7 protein-coding genes are annotated in these 18,807 nt (G+C 48.6%); 6 read left to right on the top strand and 1 reads right to left on the bottom strand.

The annotated features are described in order from the left end of the window. Positions 1–95: 95 nt before the first annotated feature. The 6 genes from BC343_RS25285 to BC343_RS25260 all read left to right on the top strand — a co-directional run bounded on the left by BC343_RS25285 (position 96) and on the right by BC343_RS25260 (position 15,927). On the top strand, positions 96–7,289 hold the full coding sequence (locus BC343_RS25285) for an FG-GAP-like repeat-containing protein (protein WP_078350604.1): 7,194 nt from the start codon (positions 96–98) through the stop codon (positions 7,287–7,289). Then, positions 7,286–7,984, top strand: a complete 699-nt coding sequence (locus BC343_RS25280; RefSeq protein ID WP_078350603.1) for a hypothetical protein — start codon at positions 7,286–7,288, stop codon at positions 7,982–7,984. Before BC343_RS25285 ends, BC343_RS25280 begins: the two co-directional genes overlap by 4 nt. Positions 7,985–8,272: 288 nt before the next feature. Next, the gene (locus tag BC343_RS25275) at positions 8,273–8,518 is read left to right on the top strand and encodes a hypothetical protein (RefSeq protein ID WP_078350602.1); all 246 of its coding nucleotides are present in this window, start codon (positions 8,273–8,275) and stop codon (positions 8,516–8,518) included. Positions 8,519–8,664: 146 nt separating this feature from the next. Further along, positions 8,665–9,108 (top strand): helix-turn-helix domain-containing protein, encoded by a 444-nt coding sequence (locus BC343_RS25270; RefSeq protein WP_162276939.1) that lies wholly within the window; start codon positions 8,665–8,667, stop codon positions 9,106–9,108. Positions 9,109–9,425: 317 nt separating this feature from the next. Then, positions 9,426–14,996: a DUF7948 domain-containing protein gene (locus BC343_RS25265; protein ID WP_449406591.1), complete on the top strand. Its 5,571-nt coding sequence runs from the start codon at positions 9,426–9,428 to the stop codon at positions 14,994–14,996. A 19-nt stretch (positions 14,997–15,015) separates the two neighbouring features. Beyond that, a complete protein-coding gene (locus BC343_RS25260; RefSeq protein WP_078350599.1) occupies positions 15,016–15,927 on the top strand; it encodes a PorP/SprF family type IX secretion system membrane protein in 912 nt (303 codons plus the stop codon). A gap of 77 nt (positions 15,928–16,004) precedes the next feature. Here the strand turns inward: BC343_RS25260 and BC343_RS25255 are convergent, their stop codons facing one another. Beyond that, complete coding sequence (locus BC343_RS25255) at positions 16,005–18,572, bottom strand: TonB-dependent receptor domain-containing protein (protein WP_078350598.1); 2,568 nt, start codon at positions 18,570–18,572, stop codon at positions 16,005–16,007. Positions 18,573–18,807: the final 235 nt, after the last annotated feature.

Raw genomic sequence — 18,807 nt, 5'->3', positions numbered from 1 at the left:
TTGTTTTTTTTAATTACCTAAGAGTTAATAACTTTACATATCACAAAATATCTTAGTCCGGCATCAATAGTTATAGTATTACCTAAACCCCCTAAATGAAAAAACCTTTACTTTTTTGCATATTCCTGCTGCTTTTTACTGCCAACTTATTTGCGCAGGCACCCCGTGTAAACTCATTTACGCCCGCAAGCGGGAAAGTTGGCTCTACAGTAACCATTAGCGGCAACTCCTTTAATACAGTAGCAGCAAACAACCAGGTGTTTTTTGGTGGCGTAAAGGCAACGGTTACCGCTGCAAGTGCTACATCGCTCACCGTAACAGTACCTGCCGGTGCCGCTTACAAACCTGTATCAGTTTTAAATACATCAAACGGGCTTACAGGTTACAGTAATGTGTCGTTTATGGTAACAGCCGATTCAAAAAACTCTATAGGCTTATCTGATATCGACCCTAAAGTAGAGTTTTCTGCCGGCTCCCTGCCGCAAACCATTTGCACCGCCGATATTGACGGCGATGGTAAGCTTGATATGGCCATTTTAAACACCTCTTCAACCGGCGGTACCAGCATATCGGTATTGCGTAACACAAGCATAAAAGGTGCTATTAATAAAGCTTCCTTTGCCGCCCCGGTAAACCTGCCAACAGGTGCCGCCCCAACTGCCCTGGCCCTGCAGGATATGGATGGAGATGGTAAACCGGACCTTGTAGTTACCGACAAGAGCGAAAACAGTGTATCCATTTACCGTAATATTTCGGCACCGGGCAATATCAACGCAAATTCGTTTGAAGCAAAAGTTAGTTTCACTACCGGCTCAAATACACTATCGCTGGCCATTGGAGATATTGACAGCGACGGGCGACCGGACATAGTTACATCCAATGGGGTGGTTGTTTCGATATTGCTGAATAAAACTACCAGGGGCGTTATAAACGCTTCATCGTTCGCCACCAATTACGATGTTACCAGGCCGTTACAAGCTGTAATAATTGCCGACCTGGACGGGGACGGCAAACCCGACCTGGCTGGTATTAACAACATAAGTACTGTTATAGTAATGCGCAATACTATGGCCACACCAGGGGTGGTAGATTCGGCTTCTTTTGCGCCAAATGTTGTTTTTTTATCGGGTTCGGGCCCAAAACGCCTGTTAGCCACAGACCTGAATAAAGACAACAAACCCGAATTAATAACCATTAACAACTATGATAGCAACATCAACATTTTAGAAAATGCTACAACAGGCCCCGGCATTAGCAGTAATTCGTTTTTGCCCAAGGTTATTTTTCCGATAGGCACCTACCCCTCACTGCCAACCGATGTGGCCTTTGATGATTTAGATGGCGACGGCTACTTGGATATGGTAGTATCGGTATATGCCAATGCCCGCATATCTATTTTCAGGGGGCTTAATTCGGCAGGCGCTATTAATGCCGGCACATTTGCAGCTAAATTAGATATGCCGGTAGCCAATGATATGGCTTTGGTGGCCATGGGCGATATAGATGGCGACGGCCGCCCCGATATTTTAACTACTAATAACCTTAATAAGGTTTCGGTATTACGCAATAACCCGGTTATAGCGCCTACCATAACATCTATAACACCCATGAGCGGGCCGGTAGGTACAACCGTAACTATTACAGGCACCAACTTTAACAAATACGCTGCAGATAAAAATGTGGTTTACTTTGGCGGGGCACAAGCCAAGGTGGTATCGGCCACCGAAACGCAGATAGTAACTACGGTACCGGCCGGCTCCACCTATCAGCCTATATCCGTTTTAAATACCGAAACCATCCGTTCTGCCTATTCTAACAAGCCCTTCAATGTTACCTATAGCGGCAACACCGGCATCAGGGCGCCAGATTTTGAGATACCCGTTGCATATACTTATGCCACAAGCCGAACTGCCAGTGTAGATGTGGTAGATATTGATAACGATGGCGCGCCCGATATGGTAACCACTACCCTTACCAAAAACTGGATACACGTGCGGCTTAGCAAAGGCCTGTTGCTCGGGCACACTACAGACCAATATGATACGCCTACAGAGTTTACAATAGATAAACCTATTGATATGCTTAAAATAGCCGATCTTAATGGCGATGGCAAGGCAGACCTGATAGCCTTTTCGAGTGCGGCAAAAATTATTTATATACTCCGCAATACTTCAACACCCGGTAAACCTGCATTTGAACAGGCAAACTCCATAACTGTAGACCAGTATGGCACTGTAGATAAAATAACACTGGGAGATATGGATGGTGATGGTAAAACCGATATTTTATTAGGGAATTTTTACAGCACATTTAATATTTACCGTAACATATCATCTACAGCAGGCATATTCTTTACAGCTACTTCCGGCCCTCTCGGCAACAACGGCGGGGAGGATGCCCAGGTTGGCGATATTGATGGCGACGGCAAGCCCGACCTGGTGTATGGGTATTACGACGGCAATAATGTGAGAGGGATATTTGCGGCAAGAAACACATCAACACCGGGCCTTATCTCGTTTGCTCCCGGGCAACTTACAACCGCAGGCTACTACCGCAATTTTAGGCTGGCAGATGTAGATGGTGATAACAAACTGGATATAATTGCTGCCGGTATCGCAGTTTACAGGAACACCGCCACCAAAGGCACAATGAACGAATCTTCTTTTGCTCCCGCAGTAAGTTTGGGTGATGCCCAAACTTTTAACATATTTGGTTCATATGCCCTAACAGATGTAGATGGCGATGGCAAACCCGACGTTGTAGTAGCCAATGCCTACAATAATAACCATAATACCCTGGCGGTATTCCACAATACCAGTGCCGGCACCGCTATTTCTTTCGACCTGCCGATAAATATCGACATGCCCGCAGAACCTGTTAACCTGGCCGTGGCAGATATAGATGGCGATAGCTACCCCGATATATTGGTATCAACCGTTAATGGCTACATACAACCGGTATATTATCATGCCCAGGTGGTTATTAGCCCGCCCCAAATAACCGCTGTAAGTACTTTAAAAGGTGCGGTTGGTTCGCAATTCACCATAACAGGGAGCGGGTTTAGCCCTTCACCCCAGGGCAACACGGTTGTTATGGGTAATGTAACAGCTACAGTAACCGCAGCTTCGGCTACAAGTTTAACGGTAACCGTGCCGGTAAGCAGCATGTACGAAAATATTACTGTTACCAATAACGATAATAAACGGGTAAGCAACTCCTGGCAGCCCTTTGTTACCACGTTCGAGTCGAAAAACAGCTTTTCGTTAAACGACTTTGCCGACCCGGTATTTATCCGCACATATAGAACAGGCAACTCACTAATAATAACCGACGTAGATGGCGACGGAAAACTGGATATGGTGGCTTTAATAGATTCCAATTACGCCAACCGTAAAATGTCAATATACCGCAACATCTCGGTTAAAGGTACACCGCTCAACGCTGCTTCGTTTGAGCCAAAAGTTGATATCAAAGCCGACAATATTGTAGGCTTAAGGGATGTTGACGGCGATGGCAAACCGGATATTTTGAGCAGAGGCGGTGGCCCATTCACCTATGGCGGCAGTTTTAGCATCAGCCCCAATACCTCTACACCGGGCAATTTCTCTTTCGGGGCACCGGTTTACAACGGTACTTCATCATCCACGCTGGCGGTTACTGCCGTTGATATAGATGGGGATGGCTTGATGGATGTGGTATCATCAGGCGGCAACAATGCCAGGTCTGTAAGCATTTCGCAAAACGTTTACAAAACTAAACCCTTCGAATTTAGTACCGAAATGTCCTACGCACTCAGCAGCGACCCTGCCGTAGTAACGGTTAGCGATCTGGATGGCGATGGTAAACCCGATATTGTTACGGGCAACACTGATGGCAGCATTTCTGTTCTGCGTAATACGGCTGTACCTAACGCGATCAACGCGGCCACCTTTGCGCCCGAAATAAAATTCTCCATCGGGAAATCTTTGTTCGCGATACCTGTAGTAGGCGATATTGATGGAGATGGGAAACCCGATCTTGTTATCTCCAGCCAGGTAGATTCTACTTTTTGCATCTTACGCAATACATCTACCAAAGGCAATATCTCCTTTGCACCGAAGGTTGAATTTAGCACCATACAACTGCTTAGGCTTATGCTGGCCGATATAGATGGCGATGGTAAACCGGACATTATAACCAACCAACAAAACGATTACACAAAACCCACAGGCTTTGGCATATACCTAAACAAAAGCACGCCGGGTAGCTTCGACAAAAACTCGCTTGCGCCGCGGATGGATTCATACATTGGCACAATAATGCATTTAGCAGCCGGCGACCTGGATGGCGACAGCAGGCCCGAACTGGTAGCAAGCCTATCGGGAGTTATCACGATACTCCCTAATAAGCCGCATGTAGCCGCAGCTCCAACAATAACCGCTTTTGGCCCTGTAAATGCAACACAAGGTACCCAGGTTAGTATCATGGGAACCGACTTTACGGGCGCAACAGCCGTCAGCTTTGGCGGCACGCCGGCGGCCTCGTTCGTTGTGCAGTCGCCGCGGTTTATTACAGCGGTGATAGCCGGAGGTAACAGCGGATCGGTATCGGTAACTACTCCGCTTGGCACTGCCTCGCTGCCTGGTTTTACATATGGCCTGCCCGATACCAAGGCAACCCTTATAACACCATTGGCCGACGTAGTGGAACTAAAACTCAGCGGTAGCGGCACAAAGAACATTACCCTGGCCGATGTGGCAACGGTTGCTGCCGCAACTGCCACACCAAAAATTACGGTAAGCCCTTTAAGTTTCGATTGCACCACACTTGGCAACCAAACAGTAACCGTAAAAGTTGAAGATGCCGGTGCACCGCTAAACCCTGCAGCCGTAAAATTCAATTACCCCAACGGCCTGGCTATTGATGCCTCCGGAAACCTTTATGTTACCGAATACAATAATTTCAGGGTGCGCAAAATAAGTGCCGGTGGCGTTGTTACCACATTGGCAGGCAATGGCACCGAAAATTATAAGGATGGCAAAGCCACCGAAACAGGTATCCCTTACCCCGGTAGCATAACTATTGATGCTTTTAACAATGTTTATGTTAATATACAAAGCAGCGTAAGCAAAATAGATGCGCAAGGCAATATATCAATACTTGCCGGTAAATCGGGTGGCGGCGATGGCCGCTCTCTCCCGGGGATTGATATTTCCGCCGCTTTTGCTCCTACGGGGATGGTAGCTGCGCCTGATGGCGGCGTTTATATAACCGACTCCAGCGTAGGCCTTATAGCAAAACTGGCCCAAACCGGCATCGTTTCGGTATTTTCGGGCAAATACGTATTCAACGGCCAACCCTACGGCGCGCGCGACGCCTATTATAACGGGCCTGCCGGAATAGCGATAGACAAAGCCGGCAATTTATTCGTGGCCGAATCTAATGCCAATGCCATCCGCAAGATCACTCCGGCCGGGGTGGTATCTGCTTTAACACTGCAAGGCCCCGAAAGCTATATTTACCCAACAGGTATAGCAGTAAACAGTAATGGTACATTGTTTATAATAAACGGGCATTCGGTGGCCAGCATATCGCCCGATGGCTTTGTTAAAACCATAGCGGGGAATAAAGATGTAGCCGGAAACGTGGACGGCCAAGGTACCGAAGCAAGGTTTAGGCTACCTAAAGGGATAGCCGTTGACAGCAAGGGCAATATTTATGTTGCCGACGCCCTTAATAATACCATCCGTAAAATAGATGCTACCGGCTTGGTAACTACTTTGGCAGGTGGAGAAGCGGGTTTTCAGGACGGCAGCATTGGCTCACCTTCTTCTGTTACTACTGCACAAATAAAAGTGAACATAACAGGCGACCTGGCCATAACCACTACCTTTGAGGATAAGCTTTTGCCTTTACAACCCGACGGCAAAGCCACCATCCCCGATTACACTGCCGGAGTTATTGTTGCCGGAAGCTGCGGCACCGGCGGCATAAAAATTTCGCAATTACCCGTAGCCGGTACAAGGCTCAACCCCGCCGAAAAAACAACTGTAACTATTACTGCTACAGATATTGCGGGCGCCAGTGTATCAAAGTTATTCGCGGTTACGGCAGATGCTAACAAACTGGTTGTATTAAACCCCATACCCGAAATGGTTTACGGCAGTGCCGATGTTGCCTTAAATGCGGTACCGCCAACCAACAGCACTGTTAGCTACACCAGCAGCAATACCGCTGTAGCAACCATAGTAAACAATAAGGTACACATTACAGGGGCAGGTACTACCACTATTACAGCAACCTCGGCCGGTTTGTATGTAAGCCAGGCCACTCAGCTACTGCTTGTAAAACCTGCTACGCTTACTGTTAAAGCAGATGATAAAACACGCCTGGCCGGCACGCCAAATCCTGCATTCACTTTTACTTATACAGGATTTGTTAACTCAGACACGCAGGCAAGCATAACAACGGCGCCTACAGCCTCAACCACGGCAACGGCCGCATCCGGGCCCGGCACATACCCCATTGCATTGAGCGGTGCGGTGGCGGCCAATTATGTGTTTACATATGTGCCGGGTACGCTTACCATAACTAACCTGCCAACTGATAATTTTACCGTTTCGGCCAGCGGTGCTACTTGCAAAGGCAACAGCAACGGCAGCATAAGTGTTACCGCCAAGCAAAATTTAAACTACACGGCAACCCTAACCGGGGCCGCAAACCAATCGCAATCATTCAATAACACAACTGCTTTTAACAACCTGGCGGCGGGTACCTACAACCTTTGCATCACTATTGCCGGGCAAAGCGGGTATAGCCAGTGTTATACGGTAGTTGTAATTGAACCTCGCGATATATCGCTCTACACAACCGTGAGCAACGATAAAACAAAAGTACAGCTTGCAATGAGCGGGGCCGGCGTTTACAATATCCAGCTGAACGGAGTATTATATACCACAACCGATAGCACAATTAGTTTGCCGCTGGCTACCGGCAGAAACGAGTTGGTGATGACGAGCGATAAACCATGCCAGGGCATCATACGGCAGATACTTAACATTACCGATATTATAGTACCATACCCCAACCCCTTCGATAATGCCATAAACATTAACCTGGGAAGGCGTACCCCAACTAATGTACAGGCCGACGTTTATTCGGCAATGGGCAATTTGGTTTATAGCGAAAAGATCAGCAGCCCTACCGGCACCCTGCGGTTAAATTTGGCGGGTATTACCATGGTGGGTACTTATACGCTAAAGTTAACTACCGACGGAGAACAAAAAGTTTTTAAGATAATTAAGAAATGAGAATAAATATATTCCTGCTGTTGCTGGCAATGGCCTTATTTGGCTGCGGCGATAAGCATAACGATGCAGTGCCCGAAATTTTACCACCCGGAAAGCCCGTATTACTTTTCCCTGCACAAAACTCGGCATGTACACCAAGCGCTATTTCATCCCCGTCTGAAAGTACGATATTATTGGTTTGGGATACAGTTGCCAATGCCGAAAGTTATGTTGTAACTGTAAAAAATTTAATATCTGGCGAACAATCTACCCAAACAACAAACTCCCCGCCACTCATAAAAGCACTTCCGCGTGGCATGCCCTACTCCTGGTTTGTAGAGGCAAAATCTACCAAAACAACCGAGGTTGGCACAAGCGATACCTGGAAATTTTACAACCCGGGTCCCGGTACGCTGTATTATGCACCTTTCCCGGCAGATGCAGTTGCCCCGGCCTTAGGCCAGGCAGTTACGGCAGTTGGTAGCAAAATAAACCTGAGTTGGCAAAGTGCCGATGCCGATAACGATATTTTGAATTATGATGTATACCTGGGCACAGATGCATCGGCCAACACGCTGGTAAAGGCTAAGGTAACTGATAAATTCCTGAATGATAACACGGTAACTGCTGCCACCACATACTACTGGAAGATAGTAACACGGGATGCCAGGGGCAACACGTCCGAATCGGCGGTATTCAGCTTTAAAGTGAACTAAACTTAAGAGGGGTACTATCTGGCCCTGCGTTTCAGTTTATAGATAATGTATGGCCTAAGCCTTATTGGCAAGGCCATACATCGTCAGCGAACCGCCAAAAGCACGCATCAATACATATAATTTACTGATAATAAATTATATACAAATCTTAATATTTGTAATAATCGTATATTTATAAATATTAAGCTTAGTATTTGCGTCGTGTGCGGAGGTCATCCGCTGGGGTTAGGCTATGGGGATGGGGCGCGGATGCCTTGAGCTTTCAAAAATTGACTAACCCCTACAGCCATGGCCTTACCAGAATACATTGAATACACGCCCCCACTTCCCGAGTTAACACCTTATATAACCATTTTTGCTTCTGCCCGCATGACCGTTACAGAAGGCAGCGACAGTGTGGACATTTTCCCGGTGGGGTACAGCGTACTCTCCTTCGCGCTCGACGACCTATTGCAGGATTTTTTGGATAAGGACAAAACCCTGCCCCATTTAACCTTACCGGCCAAACCACCAAGTTTTACCAGCTTGGGGTAAAACCCGGGCGCTACCGTTTTTTATCGGCGGTACTGAAACCCTGGAGTGCTTACCGCTTATTCGGCACACCTCAAAACAGATTGGTTGACACCTTTATTGATATTGGCGAACTGCTCTATACTGATATGCAAGCCTTTTATCAACAGATGCTTGCACATAAAAACGAACCGGAGAAAGCCATGACTTTATTACAGGAATGGTTCGTAGGGCGGTTAAGCACCAAAGTAAATTCCGAAAAACTACAACTGGTACAACAGGCCTGCGAGCGGATAGATGAAGGCAGCGGCGTAAAAACCATTAAAGAAGTGTATACGGGTATGGGGATATCAAAGAGCACCCTCGAACGTCATTTTTTAGAAGTAGTTGGCATCACCCCAAAAATGTACAGCCGTATAGTACGCTTTAATAAAGTATATAATATTTTACAACACGGGCAATATAATACCTGGCAGGAGGTAATATACAACTTCAACTTTTACGACCAGGCGCACTTTATTAAAGATTTTAAGAAATTCTTCAACCGCACGCCCTCCGAGGTGCACAAAAGCCGCGTAAACAGTAACGAGCTGCTGGGGAGTGTAGGTGATTAATTTTTTGATTCCACCGATTAAAAGACGATTCCACCGATTTAAAAAAGGGAACTTTAACTGCCCAATTATTCGCATACTTTGGTTCCCCTCTTGAGAGGGGTTAGGGGTGTGTTAGAGTTGGTGCAAAGCGAATCTGTAAAACTCGCGAACACACCCCAGCAACCGCACATTTCCTTCGCGCCCCCTCTCAAGAGGGGAACAAAAAAGAGCTCATCTCCCGCTTCTTTTTTACAATGGCTCAAGCATTTACGTGTGTAACTTGGCTTATCGCCAAACCAAACACATGAAACTAACTTTACGCCTTCACTTTTTTTTGCCTGCTAAGCAATTTTGTATCGGCAAACAATTATCAACCCCAAAAAGGGCAACCCTCGCTCGCTATCCCGCTCCGGTTCGAGGAGAATAAGGGGCAGGTTTCCAACCAGACAAAACTATCCTCAAAAGATGTGCTGTACACCATGAAAGACCGCGGCATGGCCGTGTATTTCACCCGTACTGGCGTGCTTTATAAATGGATACAGGCCGATACCAAAACCCAAAGCAAAAAGCTGCCTGATAACCATCCGTTAAAAGGAATCCGCCCCGAAGAAACGGCTGTGAACATAGCCTATGCGCAAACGCAATGGCTTAATAGCAACCCGGCGGTAAAGGTGGAGGCAGATAGCGCTTATACCGATATCAGCAATTACTACCAATCGGGCAAGCTTATTAGCGGCGTAAAGAACTACAGGCGCATCACTTATAAAAATATTTACCCCAATACCGATATCGTATATTATATAAAAGATAATAAGCTGGAATACGATGTAGTGTTGCGCCCCGGCAGTGAGATTGCGAAGGTAAAGTTTGCTTACAGCGGAGATGCGCCGGCGGAAAAAGCCTCCGGCAAAATAAAAATAAGCAACGGACTGGGCACGCTTACAGAGGCAGGGCCGGTGGCTATGGTAGCCAACAAAACCATTGCCGCAAGTTACAGCCACAGCAAAAACGGTGTATCATTCAGCCTTGGCGATGTTGAACAACCGCAGGATAAAACGCTGGTGATAGACCCATCTATCAGTTGGAGCACCTTTTATGGCGGGCCAAGCGAAGATGCCGCGACGAGCACCGCTACAGATGCAAGCGGCAACGTGTATTTGGCGGGGTATACCCAAAGTACATCAAACATTGCCACGCCGGGCAGCCAGCAAAGCGGTGGCGGCGGCGTGTTGAATTACGATGCCATGCTGGTAAAGTTCGACGCGAACGGCAACCGCCTTTGGGCAACCTACTACGGCGGCACCAGCAGCGACCTGGCCTACGGCGTAACTACCGATAACGATGGCAATATTATTATAGCAGGCTACACCCAAAGCAACGGCATGGCCACAGCAGGTACGGCACAAGATGCTTTGGCCGGCGACTATGACGCCTTTGTTGCCAAATTCAGCACCAATGGTACACGTATCTGGGCAACGTATTATGGCGGGCCTATAAACGCATTCGGCATACAATCGGGCGAGGATGCGGCGCTGGCCGTTACTACCGATGCCAGCGGGAACATTTATTTCACAGGTTATACCTACAGCCAAAACTTCCCGGTAAAAGGTGCGGCGCCGCATCAGTTGGCACTTGCAGGCAGCTATGATGCTTTTGTGGTAAAACTGAATACCGCAGGCGCTGCAAGCTTTGCCACTTACTATGGCGGCACGCAGGACGATGCCGGGCGGGGCATAGCCGTAGGCGGCTCGCAGGTATACGTTACCGGCTATACCAATAGCCCTACAAAGATAAGTACAGGAGGCGCCCAGCAAACCACTTACGGGGGTGGTGGTTACTGGGATGCCTTTCTGACGGCATTTTCGCCTACCGGTTTGCAGCAATGGGGGACTTATTACGGCGGCAATGTTTATGATGATAAAGGCTTTGGCGTGGCGGTAGATAGCGAGGGCTCGGTTTACATGACGGGTTCTGCTGCAACACCCGGCCTGGGCACTATTGCCACTGTTGGCAGCCATAAACAAAGCATTGGCGGCAACGAGGATGCTTTTTTGGCGAAGTTCAATTCCCTTGGCGCAAGGCAGTGGGGCACTTATTATGGCGGCACCGCTACCGATATCAGCTCGGCCATCAGTATTAACGCTTCCGACGATATCTTCATAGGCGGCAACACCAAAAGCACCGCAGGTATTGGCAATGCGGGCTTTAAAAATGATTATACCCCGGGCGGTTTCCCTACTACTACCGATGGCTGGGTGGCCCGCTTTAAAAAGGATGGTACCCTGCAATGGGGTTCGTACATAGGCGATGCAGGGGATGATGCGGTTAACGGCCTGGCTACATCAGGCAATTTTGTTTACATGGCAGGGAGTACTAACAGCAACACCGGCTTTGTAACCAATGCCTTCCAAAACGCTTTTGGCGGTGGTGTGAGCGATGGCTTTTTGGCCAAAGCCGATATTACTACCGTGCCTGTAACGCTGCCGGTTGCTACCAACTCATCGAATATTGTATTCTCTAACATCCTGGGCGACCAGGTTACTCTAACCTGGACCAACGGCACCGGCACCGCCCGCATTGTGGAGGTGCGCACGCTGGATAATAACTTCCCCAACCCATCTGATGCTTCTATTTATCCAAACAATAATAATTACCCGTCTGGCTACCCGCTTGATGCTGCTACCAAAATTATTTACCGCGGCACGGGCAACAGTGTAACCGTAACGGGGCTTACCATGGGCACCACTTACTACTTTAAGGTGTTCGACTACACCGGCACCTTCGAGCCGCAAGTGGTTTACATCCGCGATAATACCACCGGCAATCCCGCCAGCGTAACCACAGGTAAAAACGCGCAAACCATCACTTTTGCCGGCCCGGTGGATAAAAATTATGGTAATGGAGAATTTAGTCCGGCAACCGCATCATCGGGCCTTGCAGTAAACTACACCAGCGATAACACCGCTGTAATAACCGTTGTTGGCGGGCAACTGCGCATAATGGGCGTTGGCTCGGCGAATATTACTGCCACTCAACCCGGCGATGCTACTTATGATGCGGCTACCGCAGTTACCGCGGTGGTAAACGTAAACAAAGCAACGCTTGCTATAAAAGCAGGCAACGCTCAACGCAAATACGGTGAGGCTAATCCGGCTTTCAGTATTGTGGCTTACTCGGGCTTTGTGTATAACGAGGGCGAGAACGTTATAACTACGCCGCCTGTATTTACCACGGCTGCCACGGCAACATCGCCGGTGGCTTTTTATAATATAGTTCCATCGGGCGCAGCAGCGGCCAATTACAATTTCGTTTATCAAAATGGTATACTCGAAGTTACCAAAGCAACCCTGACCGTACGCCCCGACGATAAAAACCGCGACCAGGGCCAGGCGAACCCTGCATTTACCCTAACTTACACCGGGTTTGTAAATGGCGAAACTGCTGCTGCCCTTACTACCGCCCCTACCGCTACAACCACCGCAACAACGGCGAGTGCACCGGGTGCTTACCCCATAACCGCGAGCGGCGGCGTGGCCACCAACTATGACTTTGTTTACCAGCAAGGCACGCTTACCATAGGCGTAGTACTCACCGCGCAAAGCATCACATTTGCCCCTTTTGCCGATGTATTTGTTGATGAAGCAGATTTCTTCGCTAATGGTTCGGCCAGTTCGGGCTTGCCGGTTACTTATAGTAGCAGCAACACCAATGTGGCAAACATTATTCCTGCTACCGGCGGGCAGCCCGCTATGGTACATCTTGTAGGGGCAGGCACTACTACTATTACAGCGTCGCAAGCCGGTAACGATGTTTATGCGCCTGCAGCGGATGTATCTCGCACGCTAACCGTAAACAAACACGACCAGGTATTCACCTTCGCACCATTTGCCGATGTAACCATCCTTGATCCTGATTTCTTCGCCGACGGGCATACCGATTCGGAACTACCCATCAGCTATAGCAGCAGCAATACCGCAGTGGCTACCATTGTAGGTGGCAACATGATACATGTGGTTGGCCTGGGTAGTACCATTATCACCGCCTCGCAAGCCGGAGATAATATCTGGAACCCCGCAGGCCCTATCAGTCGCCAGCTAACCGTAACCAAAGCACCGCAACAGGCCGACCTGTTGCCTATTAGCGCAAAAACATACGGCGATGCCGATTTTGAGCCTACGATAATTATTAATGAAGGCGGAGCGACCGTACTCAGCAGCAGCAACCCTGCCGTAGCCATTATTATGCCTGATGGTAAACACATCCACATTGTAGGCGGCGGCACGGCCACCATTACGGCCACGCAGCCCGAAACTGATATTTATTTCGCCGGCCCGCCGTCTTCGCAACTGCTTACCGTTAACAAAGCCAATCAAACTATTACGTTCCCCATATTCGCTAATCATTTGGTGGGCGAGGCCGACTTTAGCGTAGGGGCGTCTACCACCTCGGGCCTGCCGCTTATTTACACCAGCAGCAATACCGCAGTAGCTACCGTGAGCGCATCGGGTATGGTGCACCTGCTAAGCGAAGGTTTCACCAATATTACGGTATCGCAGCCGGGCAATGCCAATTTTAACGCTGCTGTAAGCGTAGAACATACCCTTAACGTATTTGAGCGCCAGCCGCAAACCATTGCGCTGGCCCCTTTCGAAAATGAAGAAGTTATAGCTACCGACTTTTTTGCAGGCGGCGTAGCAACATCGGGACTTAAAGTAACCTATACCAGCAGTAACCCGGCTGTAGCAACGATCGTTACCAGCAGCGATCCGCGTGGCGACCTCATCCATATTACGGGTGTGGGCACTACCACCATCACCGCATCGCAAGCGGGCGACGCATACTGGTTCCCGGCACCAAATGTTTCGCAGGCGCTTACCGTTGTTAAAGCATTCCAATCGGTTTGGATACCTCCCTTTGCCTTAAAAATTGATTTCGGCTCGGCAGACTTCAACCCGGAGGCCTCGGCTACCTCGGGCCTGCCCGTAACGCTTACCAGCAGCAACCCGGCAGTAGCTACCATAACGGCCGATGGCAAAATACACATCGTAGGGGCAGGCACGGCAGATATCACCGCCACGCAACCGGGTAATTCCGCGTATGTTGCCGCCGCCCCATTCACACAAACACTAACCATATCCAAAGCCGGCCAAACCATTACATTCGCAGCCATCGCCGATAAAACATTGATAGATGCCGACTTTGACCCTGGCGCAACGGCCAGTTCATCATTGGGAGTTACCTATAGCAGCAGCAATACTTCGGTAGCAACCATTTTGGCAGGCAAAGTTCATATTGTTGGGCTTGGGACGGCAAAAATTACCGCCACACAGTTGGGTAATGCCAATTACAATGCCGCTACCCCCGTACAGCACGATATTGTGGTAGCCAAAGCATCGCAAACCATCACCTTCGCAGCTATAGCGGATATGCGCACACAAACTACCGCAACGCTTACGGCAACCTCATCATCGGGACTGCCGATTACCCTTACCGTAACAGGCGACAAGGCGCGTCTATCGGGCACTACCCTTACCGCCTTAACAGCGGGCACGGTTACGGTTACTGCCACACAGGCCGGTAACGATACCTACTTAGCCGCCAAGCCGGTAGAGCGAACCTTCACTATTATACAGCCACCCACGGTTAGGCCTAATAATATCATCACCCCCAACGGCGATGGTTATAACGATACCTGGATAATAGCCGATATAGGCAGCTTCCCCGATTGCCGCATCCGCATTTACGACCGCGCGGGGCGCGAGGTTTATGCCTTCAGCGGGGCTTACAACAACAACTGGGCGGGCACCAACCGCAGCGGCGACCCATTGGTGCAGGATGCCTATTTGTATAAGATAGACCTGGGCAACGGCAGCACCCTAAGCGGTACCATAACCATCGTTAGAAACTAAACCTTTAGCCATCACAACCATGAAACTTATTCAGCACATAAAAGGAATTGCTTTAACGGTGTTTTTAACGGCCGTTATGTTTTGCATGCAGGCGCAGGCGCAATTGGTGCCCCTGGCCAGCCAGTATTATTTTAACAGGTATTTGGGTAACCCTGCCTTCGCGGGCAGCACCGAGGGTTTTAAAGGCAACCTGGCCTACCGTTCGCAATTTAACAGCGTAGAAGGTTCGCCGGTTACCGGGGCCTTTACAGGCGAGTACGGCTTTAACAACCGTGTGGGTATAGGCGCCACCGTGTTTACAGATAAAGCCGGTTTGCTGCGCCGTACGCGCGCTGTGGCCACTTACGCCTACCACTTGCCCGTAGCACAGGGCGAAACCCTGCATTTCGGTCTATCGGGAGGGATAAGCACTGAGAGATTAAACACCTCCAACCTACAGGGCGACATGAGCGACCCATCCATTGCGCGCTTTAATAACTCAAGCGCCAGTATCGATGGTGATTTTGGTATTGCCTATACCAACAGCGCCCTAACCATACAAGCAATGCTGCCCAACATGCGCCAGCTATTTAAAAAAGAAATTACCAATACCGTAAACTGGGCCGTGTTTTATACTGCCATCAGCTACAAATTGCCCTTGGGCGATGACGGCGATGGTACCCTCGAACCCTTAGCCGCCCTCCGCGGTGTAAAAGGCGGCGACCAGATATTCGACATCGGCGCCAACCTTGCCATGCTGAACAATAATTTGATGTTGAACGCCATGTACCATACTTCTAAAAACGCCACCCTGGGGTTGGGTGTTAATGTAGCCTCCATCAACTCGGCAGTAATGGTGAATTACACACTCAATACCGCAGGTATGAATCGCTTCGGTAATAGCAATGTTTTCCAGGTGGGGTTAAGGGTTGACCTGAAGAGAGAGGATTAGCTGCCCAAACATCCTGTAAAACAAAAGCCCTCTTTCCCTAAAAAGGAAAGAGGGTTGAATAGGGATAGCTGACCTAATTACCTGCCGGGGCCACCACCCTGGCCGCCTTGCCCGCCGTTGCCGTCGCCTTGTTTTAGGTCATCGTTGCTTACGCCACGTTTTTTCTTTGGCGGGCCGAAGGTGGTTTTACCAAAGTTGTAGGTAAAGCTAACACCGAAGGACCTGAATGGCACCGAGAAGCGGTTATACTGCGTGAGCGCACCGCTGTTGATGCGCGACGTAAAATCTTTGTAATCCTGGAACGGCTGGGTGATATTGATACCCACCGAACCCTTCTTTTTGAAGATATCTTTCTTAGCCCCTATCACAAACAGGTTAAAGGCCGGGTTGCTTCCCTGAAATGTGCGCCTTGCCGAATTTTGGATAAGGAACGTTTCTGCCGAAAGCGTTGAACTCAATTTTACTGTACCGCTGATGAAAGCATTGTACTGGATATAGGTAGACTGGTTACCCACCGGCAACAGGCTACTGATAACCTGCGGCTTGTAAGTAAAAGCATTGATATTACCCCTGATGGTTAAAACCTTAAATAATTCGGTAGAGCCAAATAGTGTAGCACCGATAGAGTTGTTCTTACCGACGTTGAGATAATTGGTTAACGATACATCGCGTGTCACGGTGTTGCCATCGTTATCAACGGTAGTGAAAGGCACGGTGCTTACATAGCTCTCAATAATATCGTTGGTTTTGCGGTAGTAAACCGATGCATTGATCACCGAGGTTTTGATGAAGGTAGAATAGTTAAGTTCTACGGTTTGGCTTATCTCGGGCGACAACTCGGGGTTACCCTGTGTTTGGTTAAGCGGGTTGGCCGTGTTGCGGAAAGGATTCAGGAACTGCAGGCTGGGGCGCTGTATACGTTTGCTATAGCTCAGTTTAAGGGTTTGTGTTGGTGTAAGCGCTTTAGAGATAACAAAGCTTGGCACAAAATTGGTGTACGAGTTGTTTAGCGGCGATAAACCAACACTGCTGTTGCCTGAGTTACCGCTGATCTGTGTATTCTCTACCCTTGCACCAAACTGTAGGGTATAGCCACTTTTCAGTGATGTAGTTAGCAAGCCATATCCCGAATACACATCCTGATCGTAATCATAAATATTTGAAGTTGCAGGGTTGAATACATAGTTGCCGCTTGCATCTGGGTTATAAAAATCGTACTCGCTGGTAATACGGCGGATAATGGTTTTTGCACCTGTCTCCAGTTTGAATACTTTATTGATAGGCAACACATAATCTGTTTGTATGGTGTACTCGTTGTTAACACCGTTGTTTTGTGCCCTTTCATTTTGGGTGAAACCGGTGTACTCGTTCAGGTAATTCACATCGTTGGTACCGTGCGTCCATTGGGCGGCTATGCTTATCTCCTCGCCCTCTTTGGCAAATTTGTGCGTAAAATCGTTATTCCAGTCGAAGTTCGATACATTGAATTTGTTGCTGGTTAGCGCTGTATAATTCACCAAACCATCCGCAGGCGAATAGTTGGAGTTTACCGTGCTGCCATCATTCTTGAAGGCACCGCCACGCAGGTTAAATGATGAGGAGAAGCTGTTCTTGTCGTTAAAATCGTAACCCAGAGATGCCGAACCATTCATGAAATGGCGGTTGGAGGTGTTCCTGCCTTCGGATGATGAATTGGTGCCCAGATCGGTATTCTGGCTGCTGAACGAAGTATAAGTGGTTTGCGGCCAGCCCGTGTTATAGCCAAAGTTACCCGTTAGGCTCAGCTTGTTTTTATTGTAATTGATGTTAGCGCTTTGGTTACTCTGCCTGGTACCAACGCTACCCGTAACCGACCCGCTAAAGCCCGATATCTCTTTCTTTTTGGTAACGATATTGATGATACCGGCCGAACCTTCCGCATCATACTTGGCTGATGGCGCGGTGATTACCTCGATGTTTTTGATCTGGTCTGATGGCATCGATTTCAGCACATCGGCAGCATTGGTAACCAGTGCGCCTGAGGGCTTGCCATTGATGAGGATACGTACATTCTGGCTGCCACGCAGGGCCACGTTGCCATCCATATCTACCGATACCATTGGCACCTTGCGCAAAATATCCGCGGCGTTACCGCCCGTGCTGGTCACGTCTTTCTCGGCGTTAAAAACCAGTTTGTCAATGCGATTCTCTACCAAAGCGCGTTGCCCGGTTATTTGCACGTCGGCCAGCATTTTGGCGTTGGGTGGTACGATTACCGGCCCAAGGTTAATGTCTTTTTTTGTTGGAGTTATCTGGATATTGTTGACCGACTTTGTGGCATAACCTAAAAAGGTAGCCTGCACACGATATTCGCCGGGCTGCAGGTTGGTAATTTTGAAGGCACCCTTGGCGTCGGTAAGGCTACCGCTTACAGGTGCGGTAACCCCTGCCTTGTAAACGCTCACCGTAGCATAATCTAAAGGTTTGCGCGTAACAGAATCTATCACCACGCCCGAGATAGAGCCCCCTGCCGGCGGCGGCCCCTGCGGAAAGCCGCCTTGTTGTGCCTGCGCTATAATAGGCAGCAGCAATAAAGCTACAAAGGCTTTCAGTGCATGCTTTAATATTGTTTTAAAAAGTGTATTCGGGTAAAGTTGGCGGTACATAATTCTTGGTTTGGCGCAAAACAAGCTAAATTCTATTAAGTAGTTTTTACTAATAGACGGGCAGGCCCTAAATGTAGACGAATGGCGATTAGAAACCGATGAGAACTAATTAGCGAAGTTTTAGCTGTGGAATACCTATTGTGCCGGGCTTTATAGATAGAAAATGCCGTTTCATCTATTTTATTTTGCAAACCGTCTATTCGACATTTTATATTGAAAAATATTCAGGTGATTT

The organism is Mucilaginibacter pedocola, assembly GCF_002013915.1.
GTDB lineage: Bacteria > Bacteroidota > Bacteroidia > Sphingobacteriales > Sphingobacteriaceae > Mucilaginibacter > Mucilaginibacter pedocola.
Note: the sequence above shows the minus strand (reverse complement) of the source record. Positions and strands in the feature narration are given on the sequence as shown.